The following is a 15,547-nucleotide window of genomic DNA, read 5'->3' as shown; positions in this document are numbered from 1 at the left end:
GCTGTCGACCGCCTCGGTGTTCCCGGAGCCCATGGACTCGGCCTTCGAGGTCGCGGCCGAGCTCGGCTACGACGGCGTCGAGCTCATGGTGTGGACCGACCCCGACAGCCAGCGGCTCGCCGCGGTGTCCCGCGCCTCCGAGCGCACCGGCATGCCCGTGCTCGCGGTGCACGCCCCCTGCCTCGCGATCACCCAGCGGGTCTGGACGCCGGACCCGGCTGAGCGCCTGCGCCGCAGCGCCGTGCTCGCCGCGAGCCTCGGGGCGCCGACGGTGGTGCTGCACCCGCCCTTCCGCTGGCAGCGCCGTTACGCGCTGGGCCTGCCCCGGCAGATCGACGAGCTCGAGCGCGCCCACGGCGTGCGCATCGCGATGGAGAACATGTTCCCGCTGCGGCGCGGCCCGCTGCGGTGGTCGAGCTACACGCCCGGCCACGACCCGACGAAGCCCGGCGCGCGCAACTACACGCTCGACCTCTCCCACACCGCGACGGCCGGGGACGAGGCGCTCGCCCTCCTCGACCGCATGGGGGAGCGGCTCGTGCACCTGCACCTCGCGGACGGCACGGGCGTCGAGCGTGACGAGCACCTGGTGCCCGGGCGCGGCTCCCAGCCGTGCGCCGAGGTGTGCCGCCGGCTCGGCTCCTCGGGGTTCGACGGCACGGTCGTCGTCGAGATCAGCACCCGGCGCGCCCGCTCGCGCAACGAGCGCCTCGACATGCTGGCCGAGTCGCTGCTGTTCGCACGGCTGCACCTGGGCACCGACCTGCCGCGCTCGCGCGTCTGAGGTCGCGGGAGGATCGGGCCGTGGAGACGGTCGCGGTCCTGGGTGGCGGGAAGATCGGCGAGGCGCTGCTGGGCGGGCTGGTGGCCGCGGGCCGCGCCCCCGGTGAGCTGCTGGTCGTCGAGGCGGTGGCGGCGCGCGCCGCGGAGCTCGGCGAGCGGTACGGGATCGGCGCGGTCGACGCGGCGGAGGCCGCGCGGCGCGCCGACGTGCTGGTGGTGGCCGTGAAGCCCGGCGACGTCCCGACCGCGCTGGACCAGGTGCACGACGTGCTCGCGGACCGGGGCGACGCCCGGCCGACCGTGGTGTCCCTCGCCGCGGGCATCCCGACGGCGAGCCTGGAGGCGCGGCTGCCGGCGGAGACCGCCGTCGTGCGGGTCATGCCGAACACCCCGATGCTCGTCGGCCGCGCCATGTGCGTGCTCTCGCCGGGCGCGGCCGCGGGGGAGGCGGAGCTCGCGCTGACCGAGGGCCTGCTCGCCGCCGTGGGCCGCACGGTCCGCGTGCCCGAGTCCCAGCAGGACCTCGCGACGGCACTGTCGGGCTCCGGGCCCGCCTACGTCTTCCTGCTCGCCGAGGCGATGATCGACGCCGGGGTGGCCCTCGGCATGCCGCGCGCGACGGCCACCGAGCTCGTCACCGCCACCGTCGAGGGCGCCGGGGGCCTGCTGACGACCGCGGGCAGCGACGGCCGCGAGGGCGTCGCCCCGCACCCGGGCCTGCTGCGCGAGGCCGTCACCTCGCCGGGCGGCACCACCGCGGCCGCGCTCGGCACGCTCGAGGCCGAGGGCCTGCGCACCGCCCTCGCCCGCGCCGTCGCCGCTGCTCGTGACCGTTCCGTGGCCCTCGGGCGCCAGGACGGCTGAGCGCGCCGGGCGGTGCCGGGGATCCGTTCGTCGTGACGGGATCGTTCTCCGGCGTGTCGGCGTGGACGCTTGACGCGCCTCGGTGCGCGGCTGCCGCACGGTCGGGTGGTCACGAACCAGACGTCACACGCGTCCCGCTACTCTCACGCGCACGGCACGGCGTGTCGAACCGCCGGGAGGGGAAGCCCGGCGGCACGGCCGGTGCCACGGGAAGGCGTGTGACCCATGCCCCAGAACAACGCGGGCCCCGGCCCGCGACGGACCGACGGCGACAACCTGGCGAGGGTGCAGTTCCTGACCGTCGCCGAGGTGGCGGCGGCCATGAGGGTGTCGAAGATGACCGTGTACCGGCTGGTGCACAACGGAGAGCTGCCCGCGGTCCGCGTGGGCCGCAGCTTCCGTGTGCCGGAGGACGCGGTCCACGAGTACCTGCGGGGCTCGTACTTCGACGCCGGCTGACGCCGCCGTCGGTTCATCGGCCCTCCACCCACCGGCCGCCACGGCGGCGGCCGGTACGGTGGTGTGTCCGCGACCCGTCGGTCGCGTCCTGCTCACGAGAGGTACTCCATTGGGTTCGGTCATCAAGAAGCGTCGTAAGCGGATGTCGAAGAAGAAGCACCGTAAGCTGCTCCGCAAGACCCGCGTGCAGCGTCGCAAGCTCGGCAAGTAGGCCCGTCCGGCCCGCGAGGGGCCCGACGTCGGCCGCACGACCCCAGGAGATGCCCAGCTGATGCCCGAGGCGCCGTCCGTCGTCCTCGTCACCGGGGTGAGCCGCTTCCTCGGCGGCCACCTGGCGGCGCGTCTGGCGGCCGACCCGTCGATCGAGCGCGTCCTCGGCGTGGACACCACGCCGCCGTCGCGGGAGATGCGGCGACGGATGGGCCGCGCGGAGTTCGTGCGCGTCGACATCCGGAACCCGCTGATCGGCAAGGTCATCTCCACCGCGAAGGTCGACACCGTCGTCCACGCGTCCCTCTCGGGCAATCCCGGGCAGTCCGGGGGGCGCTCGATGATGATGGAGATGAACGTCATCGGGACGATGCAGCTGCTCGCGGCCTGCCAGCGTTCCGACACGGTGCGGCGCCTGGTGGTGAAGTCGACCAGCGCGGTCTACGGCGCGAGCAAGCGTGACCCGGCGACGTTCACCGAGACCACCGAGCCGAAGGCGATCCCGCCGGGGGGCTACGCGAAGGACGCGGTCGAGATCGAGGGCTACGTCCGCAGCTTCTCTCGACGCCGGCCGGACATCCCGGTGACGACGCTGCGGTTCGTCAATCTCATCGGCCCGCGGATCGACACGTCGTTCGTCCGGTACTTCTCGCTGCCGGTGGTCCCGGTCGTCCTGGGATACGACGCCCGGGTGCAGCTGCTGCACGAGGAGGACGCGGTCGCGGTGCTCGAGCGCGCCGCGGCGCAGGACCTGCCCGGGGTGTTCAACGTCGGCGGCGCCGGGGTGCTCATGCTCTCGCAGGCGATCCGCCGCGCGGGCCGGTTCCCGCTGCCGATCCCGCAGCCCGCGGTGCCGCTGGTCGGGCGGTTCACCCGGCGCGCCCGGTTGGTCGACTTCTCGCCCGAGCAGATGCGCCTGCTGAACTTCGGTCGCGTGGTGGACACCACGAAGCTGCGCACGGAGTTCGGGTTCACGCCACGCTGGACGACGGTGCAGGCGTTCGACGACTTCGTGGCCGGGCGCGGGCTGCGCCCGTGGATCGATCCGTCGAGGCTCGGGCAGGCCCAGGACGCGGCGGTCGCCGTCGCGCGCGCCCTGCCCACGGGCTCGTGACCCCGCACCACACCCTGTCCGACCACGAGCTGTCCGACCACCAGCTGTCCGATCACGAGCGTCCGCGAGGAGACGTCATGCCCGAGGCCCGGGTCATCCCGTTGCGCCAGGACGGAGGTCGTCCGCGACCCCGTCCCGCGCCGCGGCGGGCGAGCCGACCGGGGATCGGATCCCTCACCGAGCGCACGGCGGCCGCGCGCGGGCTGGACGGCGACGGTAGGCCCACCGAGGAGGCCGTGGACGCCGTCGAGCCCGCCACCGGCGGCGAGCTGGCCGCGCTGCCGGCCCCGTCGGGACCGACGGAGCTCGAGGCGCGGGTGGCCGAGGTCGGCGAGTTCCTGCAGCGCCGGCTGACGGGCCGCTACGCGGTCGACGACTTCGGGTTCGACCGCGACCTGACCGAGAACGTGGTCATGCCGCTGCTGCGCCCGCTCTACGAGAAGTGGTTCCGGGTGGAGACCATCGGCACCGAGAACGTGCCGACCTCCGGCGGTGCGCTGCTCGTGGCCAACCACTCGGGCACGTTGCCCCTCGACGCGCTCATGACGACGGTCGCGACGCACGACGACCTGCCCGTGCCGCGCTATCTGCGGATGCTCGCGGCCGACCTCGTCTTCGGCCTCCCGGGCGTCGGTGCCGCGGCGCGCAAGGCCGGGCACACGCTCGCCTGCAACGCCGACGCCGAGGCCCTGCTGTCGGCCGGCGAGCTCGTCGGCGTGTGGCCCGAGGGGTTCAAGGGCATCGGCAAGGACTTCGCCGACCGCTACAAGCTGCAGCGCTTCGGGCGCGGCGGCTTCGTCTCGGCCGCGCTGCGCTGCGGCGTCCCGATCATCCCGTGCTCGATCGTCGGGGCCGAGGAGATCTACCCGAAGATCGCCGACCTCGGCCCGATCGCGCGCCTGCTCGGCGTGCCCTACTTCCCGATCACGCCGACCTGGCCGCTGCTGGGACCGCTGGGCCTCGTGCCGCTGCCGTCGAAGTGGTACATCGAGTTCGGCGAGCCGATCCACACGGACTCCTACGACCCGAGCGCGGCCGACGACCCGATGCTGGTGTTCAACCTGACCGACCAGGTGCGCGAGAACATCCAGCAGACCCTCTACCGCCTGCTCGCGGGCCGGCGGAACGCCTTCCTGGGCTGAGCGGACCGGGGCTGGGCGGACCGGGGCTGGGCGGGCCGGGTCAGCTGACGCGACGGCGGTAGGCGGCGCCGGCCACCACCGCGCCGGCCACCGCGCCCGCGCCGAGCACCGAGGGCACGCCGATGCGGGCGACCTTGCGCCCGGACCGGAAGTCGCGGATCTCCCAGCCCCGCCGCCGGGCCATCTGGCGCAGGTCGGAGTCCGGGTTGACGGCCACCGCGGTGCCCACCACGGACAGCATGGGGGCGTCGTTGACCGAGTCGGAGTAGGCCGCGCAGCGCCGCAGGTCGAGCCCCTCGCGGGCCGCGAGGGCGCGCACCGCGTGCGCCTTGGCCGGGCCGTGCAGCAGCTCGCCGACGAGGCGGCCGGTGAAGACGCCGTCCTCGCTCTCGGCGACCGTGCCCAGGGCGCCGGTGAGGCCCAGGCGGCGCGCGATGATGCGCGCCAGCTCCAGGGGCGTGGCGGTGACGAGCCAGACCCGCTGGCCGGCGTCGAGGTGCATCTGGGCGAGGGCGCGGGTGCCCTCCCAGATGCGGTCGGCCATCAGCTCGTCGTAGATCTCCTCGCCGAGCTCGACGAGCTCGGCGACGGGCTGGCCGGCGACGAAGGACAGGGCCTGCTCGCGGTGGGCGCGGACGTCCTCGGGCGAGCCCTCGCCGCCGAGCCGGAACTTCAGCTGCTGCCAGACGAACCCGCGCATGTCCGAGCCGGAGAAGAAGTTCCGGGCGGCCAGGCCGCGGGCGAAGTGGAAGATCGACGCGCCCATCATCATGGTGTTGTCGACGTCGAAGAACGCGGCGGCCGTGAGGTCGGGCGGGACGCGTGTCGACGGCGGCACCTGGTGGATGTCCGGGGCGTCGGCCGACGCGGCCGCGGCCGCCGGACCCCCGCCCGAGAGCTCGCCGTCGGGGGCACCGTCGACCCCGCCGGCGGCGTCCGTGGTGGGGCCTGCGCTGTCCGGCACCGCCTCGAGGAGCTCCGACGCGGTGGGCGTGCCGAGGGCGGCGTCCCGCACCGCGGCCTCGGCGGAGGCCTCCCCGGCGCGTCGCGCCGCGTCGCGCTCCGCCTGTATCCGGCGCTCGCGCCGTCGTCCCACCGCCGGGTCCTCCCCGTGTCGTCGCCGCCCGTGTCGTCGCCGTCCCGGGACCGGGCCGCCGGGGTGGGACGGGAGCGTCCTCGGCGGTGCTCTCCACCCTAGACGGGCCCGACCGCCCACCGGTCGCGCCGGGCGAGGCCGGTCAGCCCAGGCTGAGGCCGGGCAGACCCGGCAGCAGCGGCGGCACGTCGACCTGCGGCAGCAGCGGCACGGGCAGGGGGACCTGGACGGGATCCGGGGTCGAGGTCTGCTGCTCGCGGGAGCCCGACGAGGAGCCGGAGTCGTCCGAGTCGTCGTCGCGGCTGGACGTCTCGTTGCGCGACGACGTCGTGGAGGACGTGCTGGACGTCGTGGTGCTCGACGTCGTGCTCGTGGTCGTGGACTCGGGGATCGCCGTCGTGGTGGTCTGCGTGTCGTCCGACGCGGAGCCGGCGTCGCAGTCGCCGGTCGGCAGCGGGCCCAGGTCGTCGGCCGCGTCACCGGTCGAGCAGCGCTCGGACCCGCCGAACGCGGTGGCGCGCTGGTCGATGCGCTGCAGCATCTGCTGCGACCCGGCGGCGGCGGTGCGCCCGTCGCCGTCCAGCGAGGGGCTCAGCGTGTCGAGACGGGCCGACTGGGACCGGGCCCACTCGCCCAGCTCGGCGGGCGACGGGCCGGTGGGCTGGGCGGCGAGCGGCAGGATCAGCCGCGACCCGGTGCGGGCCTGCTCGTCGAACGCCCGCAGGTTGTCCAGCACGAGGGCGGCCTCGTCGGGGCCGATGCCGGCGGCGACCGGTCCCGCGCCCGCGGCCGTGGCGGCCTGGCGCTCGATGAGGTCCGAGACCTCCTCGAGGCGGGTCGAGGCGAAGTCGAGGTGCTTGAGGCCCTTGGCCTCCTGGCCGCTGGTGAGGCCGATCTCGGCGCTCTCCGACGCGCGCTTGATGCCGTAGAGCATCTCGCCGGGCAGCGCGCCGCGGCTCAGGAGCACCGTCAGGGCGCCGAGCAGCATCACGGCGCACGCGCCGGTGACGAAGGACGACAGCAGGCGGGCGCCCGAGCGCCGGGACGTCGCGCGGGCGGCGGGGCGCCGGTCCGCGGGACGCGTCCCGCCGCGGCTCTCGCGGGTCTCCCGCCGCGTGGTGGCACCGGCCCGGCCGGCCCCCCGACCACCGGCCGGACCGGGGTCCGGGGAGCGCAGCACGCGGGTGCGCTCGCGGGTCGCGCCGTCGGCGGTCCCGCCGCCGATCTCGGCCATCACGGCGGCGCGCATGCGTGCCGAGGCGTCCGGGTCGGGACCCTGCGCCGCGCGACCGGCGGTGCGCAGGGCCGAGGCGACGTCGAGGACGCGGGCGAGCTCGGGGTCGAGGAGCTCCTGGGGGCGCTCCTGGGGGCGCTCCCGACGGGGATCGGGGGGCGCCGGACGCTCCGCCGCGTCCCGCTGCGCCCAGACGCGAGCGAACAGCTCGTCGTCCCCGTCGTACCCGCTCGACATTCCGCCCGTCCTCATCGTCCGCGCGTCACGTTGCGTGCGCGCCGTGCTCGTCGATGGGCAAAACGACCGGACGGGCGACCGGTTACGTCTTTGCGGTGTGCGGTTCGAATTACATCGTCGTGACTCACCGCAGACCCTCGGGCAACAGTTGAGCGAGACGACGCACCGCACGGTGCTGCAGCGCCTTCACGGCCCCCTCGTTGCGGCCCATGATGTCCGCGGTCTCGGCCACGGAGAGGCCCTGGAGGAAGCGCAGCGCGATGCACTCCTGCTGGTCGTCGCCCAGCTTGGCGACGCATTTCAGCAGCTCGGCGTGGGTGGCGCCCGCGATCACCTCGGTCTCGGGACCGGGGCGCAGGCTGCCGGGCGCGACGTCGGCGACCTCGGCGGTCGCGGACTCGAGCCGGTAGCGGCTGGACTTCACGTGGTCGAGCACCAGGTTGCGGGCGATGGTGACGAACCACGCACCGATGTCGCGGCCCTGGTAGCTCACCGAGGTGATCCGGCGGAAGGCGCGGACGAACGTCTCCTGGGTGAGGTCCTCGGCCGCGGGCCGGTCGCCCAGGCGGTAGAGCACGAACCGGAAGACCGTGTCGTGGTAGCGGTCGAAGAGTTGACCGAAGGCGTCGGTGTCGCCGTCCTGCGCGGCCCGCACGAGCGCCCAGCCCTCGGCCGAGGCGCCCTCCTCGGGGAGGTCGTCGGGGAGCTCGTCGGCGTCCACGGTCTCCGAGCCGTCCTCCGCGAGCGGGGGCGGCCCGTCGGCCGGCAGGGCCGGCACGGCGACGCCGGGGTCGGCGATCGGGAGGCCGGTGGTCGGCTCGCCCGGGTCGGCGATCGGCGCAGGGCCAGTCGGCGGGTGCACGGTCGGCGGGTGCGCGGTCGGGGGAGGCGGCGGGCCCGGGAGGGGACCGGAGCCGGTCCGGGGTGCCGGGGCGCCGTCGCCCGCCGGCGGGGGCCAGGTGTCCTCGCGCCGGCGCTGCGCGGGGTAGAACGGAGCCGTCGGCGGTGCCGCTGGTGCCGCCGTCGGGGTGCCGTGCCCGTGGTGCCCGCCATGGCCGTTGGCGTGACCGTTGGTGTGGCCGTTGGTGTTCCCGTGGGTGCGGGTGCCGATCACCGGCTCGGGCGGGGTGTCGGTGCCGGTGGCTCCGCGTGCGCCGGTGCCGCGCCGGGCGTCGCCCCGTGCCGGGGGGCGGCCGGCGCCGGGCTCGTCGGCGGGATCGGGTGCCGCGCGCCTCACGTTGCTCCGGGCGGGAACGGGAGGCCGGGGGCCCCGAGAGCGTGCGCGCGCGCCCGGTCGTGACGACCGGCAGCGTCGGACATGCCCTCTCCCTCGATCGACGATTCCCGACCGGTTCCCCCGGTGAGGAGGCCTCGCCGCGGGAGCATACGTGCGGCCCGACGGCCCCTGACACCGGCGCGCCCACGGGAGGGGTGACCCTCTCCGACCTGCAGCAACGGTGCGACGAGCGGCCGTTCGGAGTGGTCGTGGGGCTCCGCGTGGAGGTCACGGCACCGTGGGAGACTGCCGCCGGGCGGGGCAGGGACGCGGCCCCGGAGGGAGGCGACGAGCCGGTGGCGGACGAACGGTCCGACGAGCGGGCGACCGTGTCGGTGGGCGGTGCGGCGGGCGGTCGCCCGGACGGGTCGGGCGCCTCCCCGGACGTGGACCCGGACGTGGGATCGGACGCGGGACCGGACGTGGAGACAACCCGCATCGTCGTGCTCGTGCGGGCGGACTGCCGGACCTGCGACCGGATGGAGGGCGTGGTGCGGGAGATCGGCGCGCGGGTCGGCGAGGAGCACGTCGTCGTCGACGTCGACGCCGCGGACACCGACCCCGAGTGGCGCGCCGAGTACGGCGACCGCATCCCCGTCACGCTCGTCGACGGCGTCGAGATCGGGTCCTGGCGGATCGAGCCGGACGACCTGGTCCGTGCCCTCACGGGCGGGGACGTGCCATGACGGCACCGACGCCCGCGGACGTGCCGATCCTGCAGACCGCCTCGTCGCTGGTGGAGCTCACCTCCGACACCTACACACGCCTGCAGCGGCTGCCCTACGCCGGCGGCGGCACCGCGCTCGCACCGGTCCGCGCCCTCCTGGCCACCGCGGTGCAGGAGCTGGACCGCGCCCGCACCGACCTCGCCCGGGCCACCCGCACCGCCGGGGGAGGGGCGCAGACCTCGCCGAACGCGAAGTACGCCGCGGTGGTGGAGCAGGCCCTGCCGACGGTGCGCGGTCCCGGGGACGTCGTCGGTCTCCTGCTGACCCTCGAGGACGTCCTCGCCCAGACCCTCGTCGCCGACGTCGTCGACCTCTCGTCCCCCGACGTGCGGGTCACGGTCCTGGGGCACGCGACGGCCTCCGCCCGACGCAAGGCCCTGCTGCTGACGTTGGGCGCGCTGCTCTCCACGGGGCGCGCCGACCTGGTCGCCGTGCCCCCGGACCTGGTCGCGCTGCCGCCCGGGGCGGGCACCGTCGGCTTCCCCGACGTCCTCTTCCCCACGGAGAAGGCGTCGCCGGCCACCGAGGGGGCCCTGCGATGACCGGGCCCGGGACGACGCGTCGCCGCTTCCTGCTCGGGCTCGGCGCGCTCTCGGGCGCGGCCGCGCTGGCCGCCTGCTCGAACACCGCGCCGCCCGGTTCCCCCGCCCCGGCGGGCACGCCGCCGCCGCCGACCACCACGACCACCACACCGGCACCCGTGTACGAGGGTGATGCGGCTCTCATGGCCGTCGCGGCCGCGCTCTCCGGCCTCGCCGGCGACCTCCTCGGCCAGGCGGGCACCGGCGCGGGCCAGGGTCGGTACGGGTCCGTCCCGGGGGTGGTGACGGCCTTCCTGTCCGGGGCCGCGGCCCAGCACGTGGCGCACGCCGAGGCGTGGAACCGGCTGCTGACGAACGCCGGGCGGCCCCCGGTCGACGGCTACCCCCTCACCGTCGAGCCCCCGCTGCGGGGTCGCCTCGTGGCCGCCGTCGCCCCCGTCGACCTGCTGGGACTCGCCGCGGACGTCACCGCGACCGTCACCGCCACCATCACCGCGATCGCCGGCCGCGCCACCGAGACGTCGACGGTCGCCCTCGCGGCGGGCGTCGCGCCCGTCTCCGCGATGCACGGCGCGACGGCGGACTTCCTGCTCGGACGGCCGCCCACCGCACCCACGGACCCCACCGCCGGAGCGCTCGGCCCGGACGCCCTGACGGTCTGACCCGAACGGGGCCGGACGGCGCACGGGGACGGCCGAGTACCGCCCCGCGCTGCTCCAGGCCGGTGTGGACGGCGCGTCGCGGCGCGCCGACTGGCAGACTGGAGACCTCCGCCGGTCGTCACGACACGGCGCGGGTCCGCGCCGGTGCGGAGGGTGGTCGAGCCCACGGCCGGAGGTCCCGCGGCGATTTTGTGCGTGCGTTCACGAGCGCTAGCGTTGTTCTGGAACCGATCCAGGGACGTCCGCGTGGTGCACGGCCGCGGGTGCGGGAACCCCGCGACGGCGTGGTGATGCAGGCATGACAGGAGGCGCCCGGAAGTGACGGTCGACCGCGGCACCCGGCCCGCTCGGCGCGCGGTGCCCTCGAGCCGACCGCCCGGGGTGGACCTCGCCCACGCCTCCGACGGTGGCGAGGAGTCCGCCGCCCGCCCGGTGCCCGAGGCGACGGTGGCCCGCCTGGCCGTCTACCTGCGCGTCCTCACCTCCCTGCTCGCCGACGGCCGCGGCACCGTGTCCAGCGAGGAGCTCGCCGCGGCGGCCGGGGTGAACTCCGCGAAGCTCCGCAAGGACCTCTCCCTCATCGGCTCCTGCGGTGTCCGGGGCGTCGGGTACGACGTCTCCCGCCTCACCGCCGAGGTCGAGGCGACGCTCGGGCTGGACAGCCCGCACGCCGTGGCGCTCGTCGGGGTCGGCAACCTCGGGCACGCGCTCGCCGGCTACGGCGGGTTCGCCCAGCGCGGCTTCCCGGTCGCCGCCCTCTTCGACGTCGACCCGGCGCTCGTCGGCACCGTCATCGACGGCGTCGAGGTGCAGCACGCCGACGCGATCGACGCGGTGTGCGCCGCGCGCGGGGTCACCATCGGCGTGGTGGCCACGCCGGCGGAGGCCGCCCAGCGCGTCTGCGACCACCTCGTGTCCGCGGGCGTGCGCAGCATCCTCAACTTCGCGCCCACCGTGCTCTCGGTGCCGGCCGGGGTCGAGGTGCGCAAGGTCGACCTGGCGGTGGAGATGCAGGTCCTGTCGTTCCACGTGGCCCGCCGGCACGGCACGGTGTCCGCGGCCGGTCCCGCCGCCCCGTCGCGACCGACCCCGCGAGAGGTGTTCTCCCGATGAGCCTGCTCCTGGTCGGCGTCTCGCACCGCACCGCCGAGGTGCCGGTGCTCGAGCGCGTCGCCGTCTCCCCCGAGGACACCCGCAAGGTCCTCGACGAGCTCCTCACCGGCGAGCACGTCACCGAGGCGATGCTGGTCTCCACCTGCAACCGCGTGGAGATCTACGCGGTGGTCGAGACCTTCCACGGCGGCCTCACCGAGGTCTCGAACGTGCTGGCCCGCCACGCGCACGCCGAGGTCTCCGACCTCACCGACCACCTCTACGTGCACTACGCCGGCTCGGCGGTGGAGCACCTGTTCTCGGTGGCCGCCGGCCTCGACTCGATGGTCGTCGGCGAGGCGCAGATCCTCGGCCAGCTCCGCGCCTCGTACGCCGACGCCCGCGAGCTCGGCTCGGCGGGCCGGGTGCTGCACGAGCTGGCCCAGCAGGCGCTGCGGGTGGGCAAGCGCGCCCACGCCGAGACCGGGATCGACGCGGCGGGCGCCTCGGTGGTCTCCGAGGCCCTCACCGACGCCGAGGCCGCCCTGGGCGGGCTGGCCGGGCGTCGCGCACTCGTGGTCGGCGCCGGGTCGATGGGCGCCCTGACGGCCGCGCACCTGCGCCGCGGCGGTGTCGACGACCTCGTGCTGGCCAACCGCTCGGAGGCCAACGCCGAGCGCCTCGCCGTGGCCCTGCGCACCGAGGGGGCCACCGCCCGCGCCGTCGGCCTCGACGCACTCGCCGCCGAGATCGCCGCCGCGGACCTCGTCGTCGCCTGCACCGGCGCCGTCGGCACCGTGGTCGGCGAGGACGACGTGCGCCGCGGGCTGGCGGGCCGCGACACGGGTGCCGCCCCGCTCGTCGTCTGCGACCTGGGCCTGCCCCGCGACGTCGACCCGCGCGTCGCCGAGATCGAGGGCGTCACCGTCGTCGACCTGGCCGCCCTCGGCGAGCGGCTTCGCTCGGCGAGCGCCGGGATCGCCGTCGAGGAGGCGCGCACCGTCGTCGCCGAAGAGGTGCGGGCCTACTTCGCCGCGCAGCGCACCGCCGAGGTCACCCCGACGGTCACCGCCCTGCGCCGGCGCGCCGCGGAGGTCGTCGACGCCGAGCTCCTGCGCCTCGACGGCCGCATGCCCGACCTCGACGAGCGCTCCCGCTCCGAGGTCGCCCAGACCGTGCGCCGCGTGGTCGACAAGCTGCTCCACACCCCGACGGTGCAGGTCAAGCGCCTCGCGCAGTCTCCGGGCGGCGACACCTACGCCGAGGCGCTGCGCGAGCTGTTCGAGCTCGACCCGCAGACGCCCGCGGTGCTGGCCGCCACCGAGGCGAGCACCTACACCGCGAGCGTCGAGCCCGGCGACGAGGTCGACCAGGCGCTGGCCGTCGACACCCGGGGTCCCGGGGGGCGGCGATGACCGCCGACGCGACGGACGCGCCGCCCATGACCGGCACCGACGCCCGCACGATCCGCATCGGCACGCGCGCGAGCCTGCTCGCGCGCACCCAGACCGACATCATCGCCTCGGCGCTCACCGACGCCGGCGCCACGGTCGAGATCGTCACGATCTCCACCGACGGCGACCGCAGCCAGGCGGCGGGCACACCGATCGCGATGGACGGCGTCGGCGTGTTCGTCACCGCGCTGCGCGACGCCCTGCTCGCCGGCGAGATCGACCTCGCCGTGCACTCGTACAAGGACCTGCCGACCGCCGGGGTGCCGGGGCTGACGCTCGCCGCCGTGCCGGCGCGCGAGGACCCGCGTGACGCCCTCGTCGCCCGCGACGGGATGGTGCTCGGGGAGCTCCCGCCGGGCGCGGTGATCGGCACCGGCTCGCCGCGGCGGGTCGCCCAGATCCGCGCGCTCGGGCTCGGCCTCGAGCTCGTGCCGATCCGTGGCAACGTCGACACCCGGATCGCCAAGGTGACCCGGGGCGAGCTCGACGGGGTCGTGCTCGCCCGCGCCGGACTGGCCCGCCTCGGGCGGGTCGGCGAGGTCACCGAGGTGCTCGACCCCCTCCAGGTGCTGCCCGCGCCCGCCCAGGGCGCGCTGGCCTGCGAGTGCCGCTCGGAGGACGCGGCGCTCGAGCACCTGCTGCGCACCACCCTGCACGACGAGGGCGTCGCGGTGGCCGTGGCCGCCGAGCGCGCCGTGCTCGGCGCGCTGGGTTCGCCCTGCAGCGCCCCGATCGGGGCGCTCGCCGAGGTCGTCGAGGACCTCGACGACGACGGTCACGTCGTCGAACGGCTGTCGCTGCGTGCGGTGGCCACCACGGCGGACGGCGCACTCGTGCGCGGGTCCGCGACCGGAGAGACCGAGGACGCCGAGCAGATCGGCCGCGCACTGGCCGAGGAACTGCTCGCCGACGGGGCGGAGCCGACGGGGCCCTCGGGGCCCTCGCCCGCCTCCTGAACACCACGATGGGATCGGAAGACATGACAGCACCCTCGACGACCGCCGGCCGGGTCGCCTTCGTCGGCAGTGGACCCGGAGACCCGGGTCTTCTGACCGTGCGCGCCCGCGACGCCCTCGCCGCGGCCACACTCGTCGTGGCCGATCGCGGCGTGCCCGCGGACGTCCTCGGCCTGCTGCCCTCGACGACGACGGTCCGCCCGGTCGGGCACGCCGACGACCCGGCGGCCGGCGGACCGGCCACCGACGCCGTGGTCGCGCCCGGCTTCGCCGCCGACGATCCCGCCGCCACGAGCGGACCCGCGCCCGCCGACCCCGCCACGCTGGCGGAGACCGTCGTCGGCGAGGCCCGCAGCGGCGCCTCCGTCGTGCGGCTGGTCGTCGGCGACCCGCTCGTGCGCCCCGACATCGTCAGCGAGGTCCGCGCCGTCGCGGCGGCCGGCGTGCCGTTCGACGTCGTGCCGGGCATGCCCGCCGACACCGCGGTGCCGACCTACGCGGGCGTCGCCCTCGGCCCGGCCCACACCTCGGTGGACATCACCGCGGGCGAGGCCGTCGACTACGCCGCCCTCTCCGTGGCCCCCGGCCCGCTGGTCCTGCAGGCCACCGCGGCCGAGCTCGCCGGTGCGTCGGCGCGCCTCGTCGAGAACGGCTGGAAGCCCGGCACCCCCGCCCTCGTCACCGCGGGCGGCACCGGCTCCCGGCAGCGCACCGTCGAGACGAGCCTCGACAAGCTCGCCGCCGACGGCGCGGAGCTCGAGGGCCCGCTCGTCGTCACCCTCGGCGACGCCGTCACCGACCGCGCCACCCTCTCCTGGTGGGAGTCGCGCGCGCTCTACGGCTGGCGCGTGCTCGTGCCCCGCACCAAGGACCAGGCGGGCGCGATGAGCGACCGCCTGCGCGTGCACGGCGCGGTGCCCGAGGAGGTGCCCACCATCGCGGTGGAGCCCCCGCGGAGCCCGGCGCAGATGGAGCGCGCGGTCAAGGGCCTGGTCGACGGGCGCTACCAGTGGGTCGTGTTCACCTCGGCCAACGCGGTGCGCGCCGTGTGGGAGAAGTTCGGCGAGTTCGGGCTCGACGCCCGCGCGTTCTCCGGCGTCCGGATCGCCTGCGTCGGCGAGGCGACGGCCGACGTCGTGCGCTCGTTCGGCGTGCACCCCGAGCTGGTGCCGGGCGACGAGACCGAGCAGTCCTCCGAGGGCCTGCTCGACGTGTTCCCGCCGCACGACGACGTCCTCGACCCGGTGGACCGCGTCCTGCTCCCGCGGGCCGACATCGCCACCGAGACCCTGGCCGAGGGCCTGCAGCAGCGCGGCTGGGAGATCGACGACATCACCGCGTACCGCACCGTCCGGGCCGCGCCGCCGCCCGCGCCGGTCCGCGAGGCGATCAAGACGGGTGGCTTCGACGCGGTGTGCTTCACCTCGTCGTCGACGGTGCGGAACCTCGTCGGCATCGCCGGCAAGCCGCACGCCCGCACGATCGTCGCCTGCATCGGCCCGAAGACCGCGGAGACCGCGGTCGAGTTCGGGCTGCGCGTCGACGTGAAGCCCGACACCGCGGACGTGCCGTCCCTGGTCGAGGCGCTGGCGTCGCACGCCAACAAGCTGCGGGCGGAGGGCGCCCTGCCCCCGCCCCGCAAGACCAAGGCCCGCAAGCGCTAGCTTGGCGCTCCGCGCTCGTGGGTGGTCGTCCGTG

Annotated in this window: 16 protein-coding genes; 13 read left to right on the top strand and 3 right to left on the bottom strand. The window is 75.9% G+C overall.

From position 1 onward, the window contains the following. Positions 1-31: 31 nt before the first annotated feature. The 6 genes from PH191_RS10385 (at position 32) to PH191_RS10360 (ending at position 4,572) form a co-directional block, all read left to right on the top strand. Positions 32-784 carry a sugar phosphate isomerase/epimerase family protein gene (locus PH191_RS10385; protein WP_274194718.1) on the top strand — a complete coding sequence of 251 codons (753 nt, stop codon included), beginning with the start codon at positions 32-34 and terminating at the stop codon, positions 782-784. A gap of 20 nt (positions 785-804) precedes the next feature. After that, positions 805-1,647: a pyrroline-5-carboxylate reductase gene (gene proC / locus PH191_RS10380; RefSeq protein WP_274194491.1), complete on the top strand. Its 843-nt coding sequence runs from the start codon at positions 805-807 to the stop codon at positions 1,645-1,647. A 225-nt stretch (positions 1,648-1,872) separates the two neighbouring features. Beyond that, positions 1,873-2,106 carry a helix-turn-helix domain-containing protein gene (locus PH191_RS10375; protein WP_274190915.1) on the top strand — a complete coding sequence of 78 codons (234 nt, stop codon included), beginning with the start codon at positions 1,873-1,875 and terminating at the stop codon, positions 2,104-2,106. Positions 2,107-2,215: 109 nt separating this feature from the next. Beyond that, positions 2,216-2,317: a 30S ribosomal protein bS22 gene (locus PH191_RS10370; RefSeq protein ID WP_010241351.1), complete on the top strand. Its 102-nt coding sequence runs from the start codon at positions 2,216-2,218 to the stop codon at positions 2,315-2,317. Between the two features lie 60 nt (positions 2,318-2,377). Then, positions 2,378-3,430 carry an NAD-dependent epimerase/dehydratase family protein gene (locus PH191_RS10365; protein WP_274190914.1) on the top strand — a complete coding sequence of 351 codons (1,053 nt, stop codon included), beginning with the start codon at positions 2,378-2,380 and terminating at the stop codon, positions 3,428-3,430. Between the two features lie 77 nt (positions 3,431-3,507). After that, positions 3,508-4,572 carry a lysophospholipid acyltransferase family protein gene (locus PH191_RS10360; protein ID WP_274194490.1) on the top strand — a complete coding sequence of 355 codons (1,065 nt, stop codon included), beginning with the start codon at positions 3,508-3,510 and terminating at the stop codon, positions 4,570-4,572. Positions 4,573-4,612: 40 nt separating this feature from the next. Here PH191_RS10360 and PH191_RS10355 read toward each other — a convergent pair whose 3' ends face one another. The 3 genes from PH191_RS10355 to PH191_RS10345 form a co-directional block, all read right to left on the bottom strand. Then, complete coding sequence (locus PH191_RS10355) at positions 4,613-5,668, bottom strand: HAD family hydrolase (protein ID WP_274194489.1); 1,056 nt, start codon at positions 5,666-5,668, stop codon at positions 4,613-4,615. A 142-nt stretch (positions 5,669-5,810) separates the two neighbouring features. Then, positions 5,811-7,139: a DUF5667 domain-containing protein gene (locus tag PH191_RS10350; RefSeq protein WP_274194488.1), complete on the bottom strand. Its 1,329-nt coding sequence runs from the start codon at positions 7,137-7,139 to the stop codon at positions 5,811-5,813. A 124-nt stretch (positions 7,140-7,263) separates the two neighbouring features. After that, positions 7,264-7,860 (bottom strand): sigma-70 family RNA polymerase sigma factor, encoded by a 597-nt coding sequence (locus PH191_RS10345; RefSeq protein ID WP_420791792.1) that lies wholly within the window; start codon positions 7,858-7,860, stop codon positions 7,264-7,266. Positions 7,861-8,837: 977 nt separating this feature from the next. On the opposite strand from PH191_RS10345, the gene PH191_RS10340 reads away from it, so the two are divergent. The 7 genes from PH191_RS10340 to PH191_RS10310 all read left to right on the top strand — a co-directional run bounded on the left by PH191_RS10340 (position 8,838) and on the right by PH191_RS10310 (position 15,513). Next, the gene (locus PH191_RS10340; protein ID WP_274194487.1) at positions 8,838-9,101 is read left to right on the top strand and encodes a glutaredoxin family protein; all 264 of its coding nucleotides are present in this window, start codon (positions 8,838-8,840) and stop codon (positions 9,099-9,101) included. Beyond that, positions 9,098-9,685, top strand: coding sequence for a hypothetical protein (locus PH191_RS10335; protein WP_274194486.1), 588 nt, complete (start codon positions 9,098-9,100; stop codon positions 9,683-9,685). Before PH191_RS10340 ends, PH191_RS10335 begins: the two co-directional genes overlap by 4 nt. Next, entirely contained in the window at positions 9,682-10,347 is a 666-nt protein-coding gene (locus PH191_RS10330) for a ferritin-like domain-containing protein (RefSeq protein WP_274194485.1), read from the top strand. The genes PH191_RS10335 and PH191_RS10330 overlap by 4 nt, the downstream gene beginning before the upstream one ends. 318 nt (positions 10,348-10,665) lie before the next feature. Beyond that, positions 10,666-11,460, top strand: a complete 795-nt coding sequence (locus tag PH191_RS10325) for a redox-sensing transcriptional repressor Rex (protein ID WP_420791775.1) — start codon at positions 10,666-10,668, stop codon at positions 11,458-11,460. Continuing rightward, positions 11,457-12,854, top strand: a complete 1,398-nt coding sequence (locus PH191_RS10320; protein WP_274194484.1) for a glutamyl-tRNA reductase — start codon at positions 11,457-11,459, stop codon at positions 12,852-12,854. The genes PH191_RS10325 and PH191_RS10320 overlap by 4 nt, the downstream gene beginning before the upstream one ends. Beyond that, complete coding sequence (gene hemC / locus PH191_RS10315) at positions 12,851-13,849, top strand: hydroxymethylbilane synthase (protein WP_274194483.1); 999 nt, start codon at positions 12,851-12,853, stop codon at positions 13,847-13,849. The genes PH191_RS10320 and hemC overlap by 4 nt, the downstream gene beginning before the upstream one ends. Positions 13,850-13,872: 23 nt before the next feature. Next, positions 13,873-15,513, top strand: coding sequence for a bifunctional uroporphyrinogen-III C-methyltransferase/uroporphyrinogen-III synthase (locus tag PH191_RS10310; protein WP_274194482.1), 1,641 nt, complete (start codon positions 13,873-13,875; stop codon positions 15,511-15,513). Positions 15,514-15,547: the final 34 nt, after the last annotated feature.

The organism is Actinomycetospora callitridis, assembly GCF_028737265.1.
Lineage (GTDB): Bacteria > Actinomycetota > Actinomycetes > Mycobacteriales > Pseudonocardiaceae > Actinomycetospora > Actinomycetospora callitridis.
The sequence above is the reverse complement of the archived record's forward strand: the minus strand, read 5'-3'. Positions and strand labels throughout refer to the sequence as shown.

What these genes read in the sequence shown, in the direction of transcription:
- PH191_RS10385 (WP_274194718.1), top strand. Translation starts at nt 32, where the DNA reads ATGGACTCGGCCTTCGAGGTCGCGGCCGAGCTCGGCTACGACGGCGTC.
- PH191_RS10375 (WP_274190915.1), top strand. Translation starts at nt 1,873, where the DNA reads ATGCCCCAGAACAACGCGGGCCCCGGCCCGCGACGGACCGACGGCGAC.
- PH191_RS10365 (WP_274190914.1), top strand. Translation starts at nt 2,378, where the DNA reads ATGCCCGAGGCGCCGTCCGTCGTCCTCGTCACCGGGGTGAGCCGCTTC.
- PH191_RS10360 (WP_274194490.1), top strand. Translation starts at nt 3,508, where the DNA reads ATGCCCGAGGCCCGGGTCATCCCGTTGCGCCAGGACGGAGGTCGTCCG.
- PH191_RS10350 (WP_274194488.1), bottom strand. Translation starts at nt 7,139, where the DNA reads ATGTCGAGCGGGTACGACGGGGACGACGAGCTGTTCGCTCGCGTCTGG.
- PH191_RS10335 (WP_274194486.1), top strand. Translation starts at nt 9,098, where the DNA reads ATGACGGCACCGACGCCCGCGGACGTGCCGATCCTGCAGACCGCCTCG.
- PH191_RS10330 (WP_274194485.1), top strand. Translation starts at nt 9,682, where the DNA reads ATGACCGGGCCCGGGACGACGCGTCGCCGCTTCCTGCTCGGGCTCGGC.
- PH191_RS10320 (WP_274194484.1), top strand. Translation starts at nt 11,457, where the DNA reads ATGAGCCTGCTCCTGGTCGGCGTCTCGCACCGCACCGCCGAGGTGCCG.
- hemC (WP_274194483.1), top strand. Translation starts at nt 12,851, where the DNA reads ATGACCGCCGACGCGACGGACGCGCCGCCCATGACCGGCACCGACGCC.
- PH191_RS10310 (WP_274194482.1), top strand. Translation starts at nt 13,873, where the DNA reads ATGACAGCACCCTCGACGACCGCCGGCCGGGTCGCCTTCGTCGGCAGT.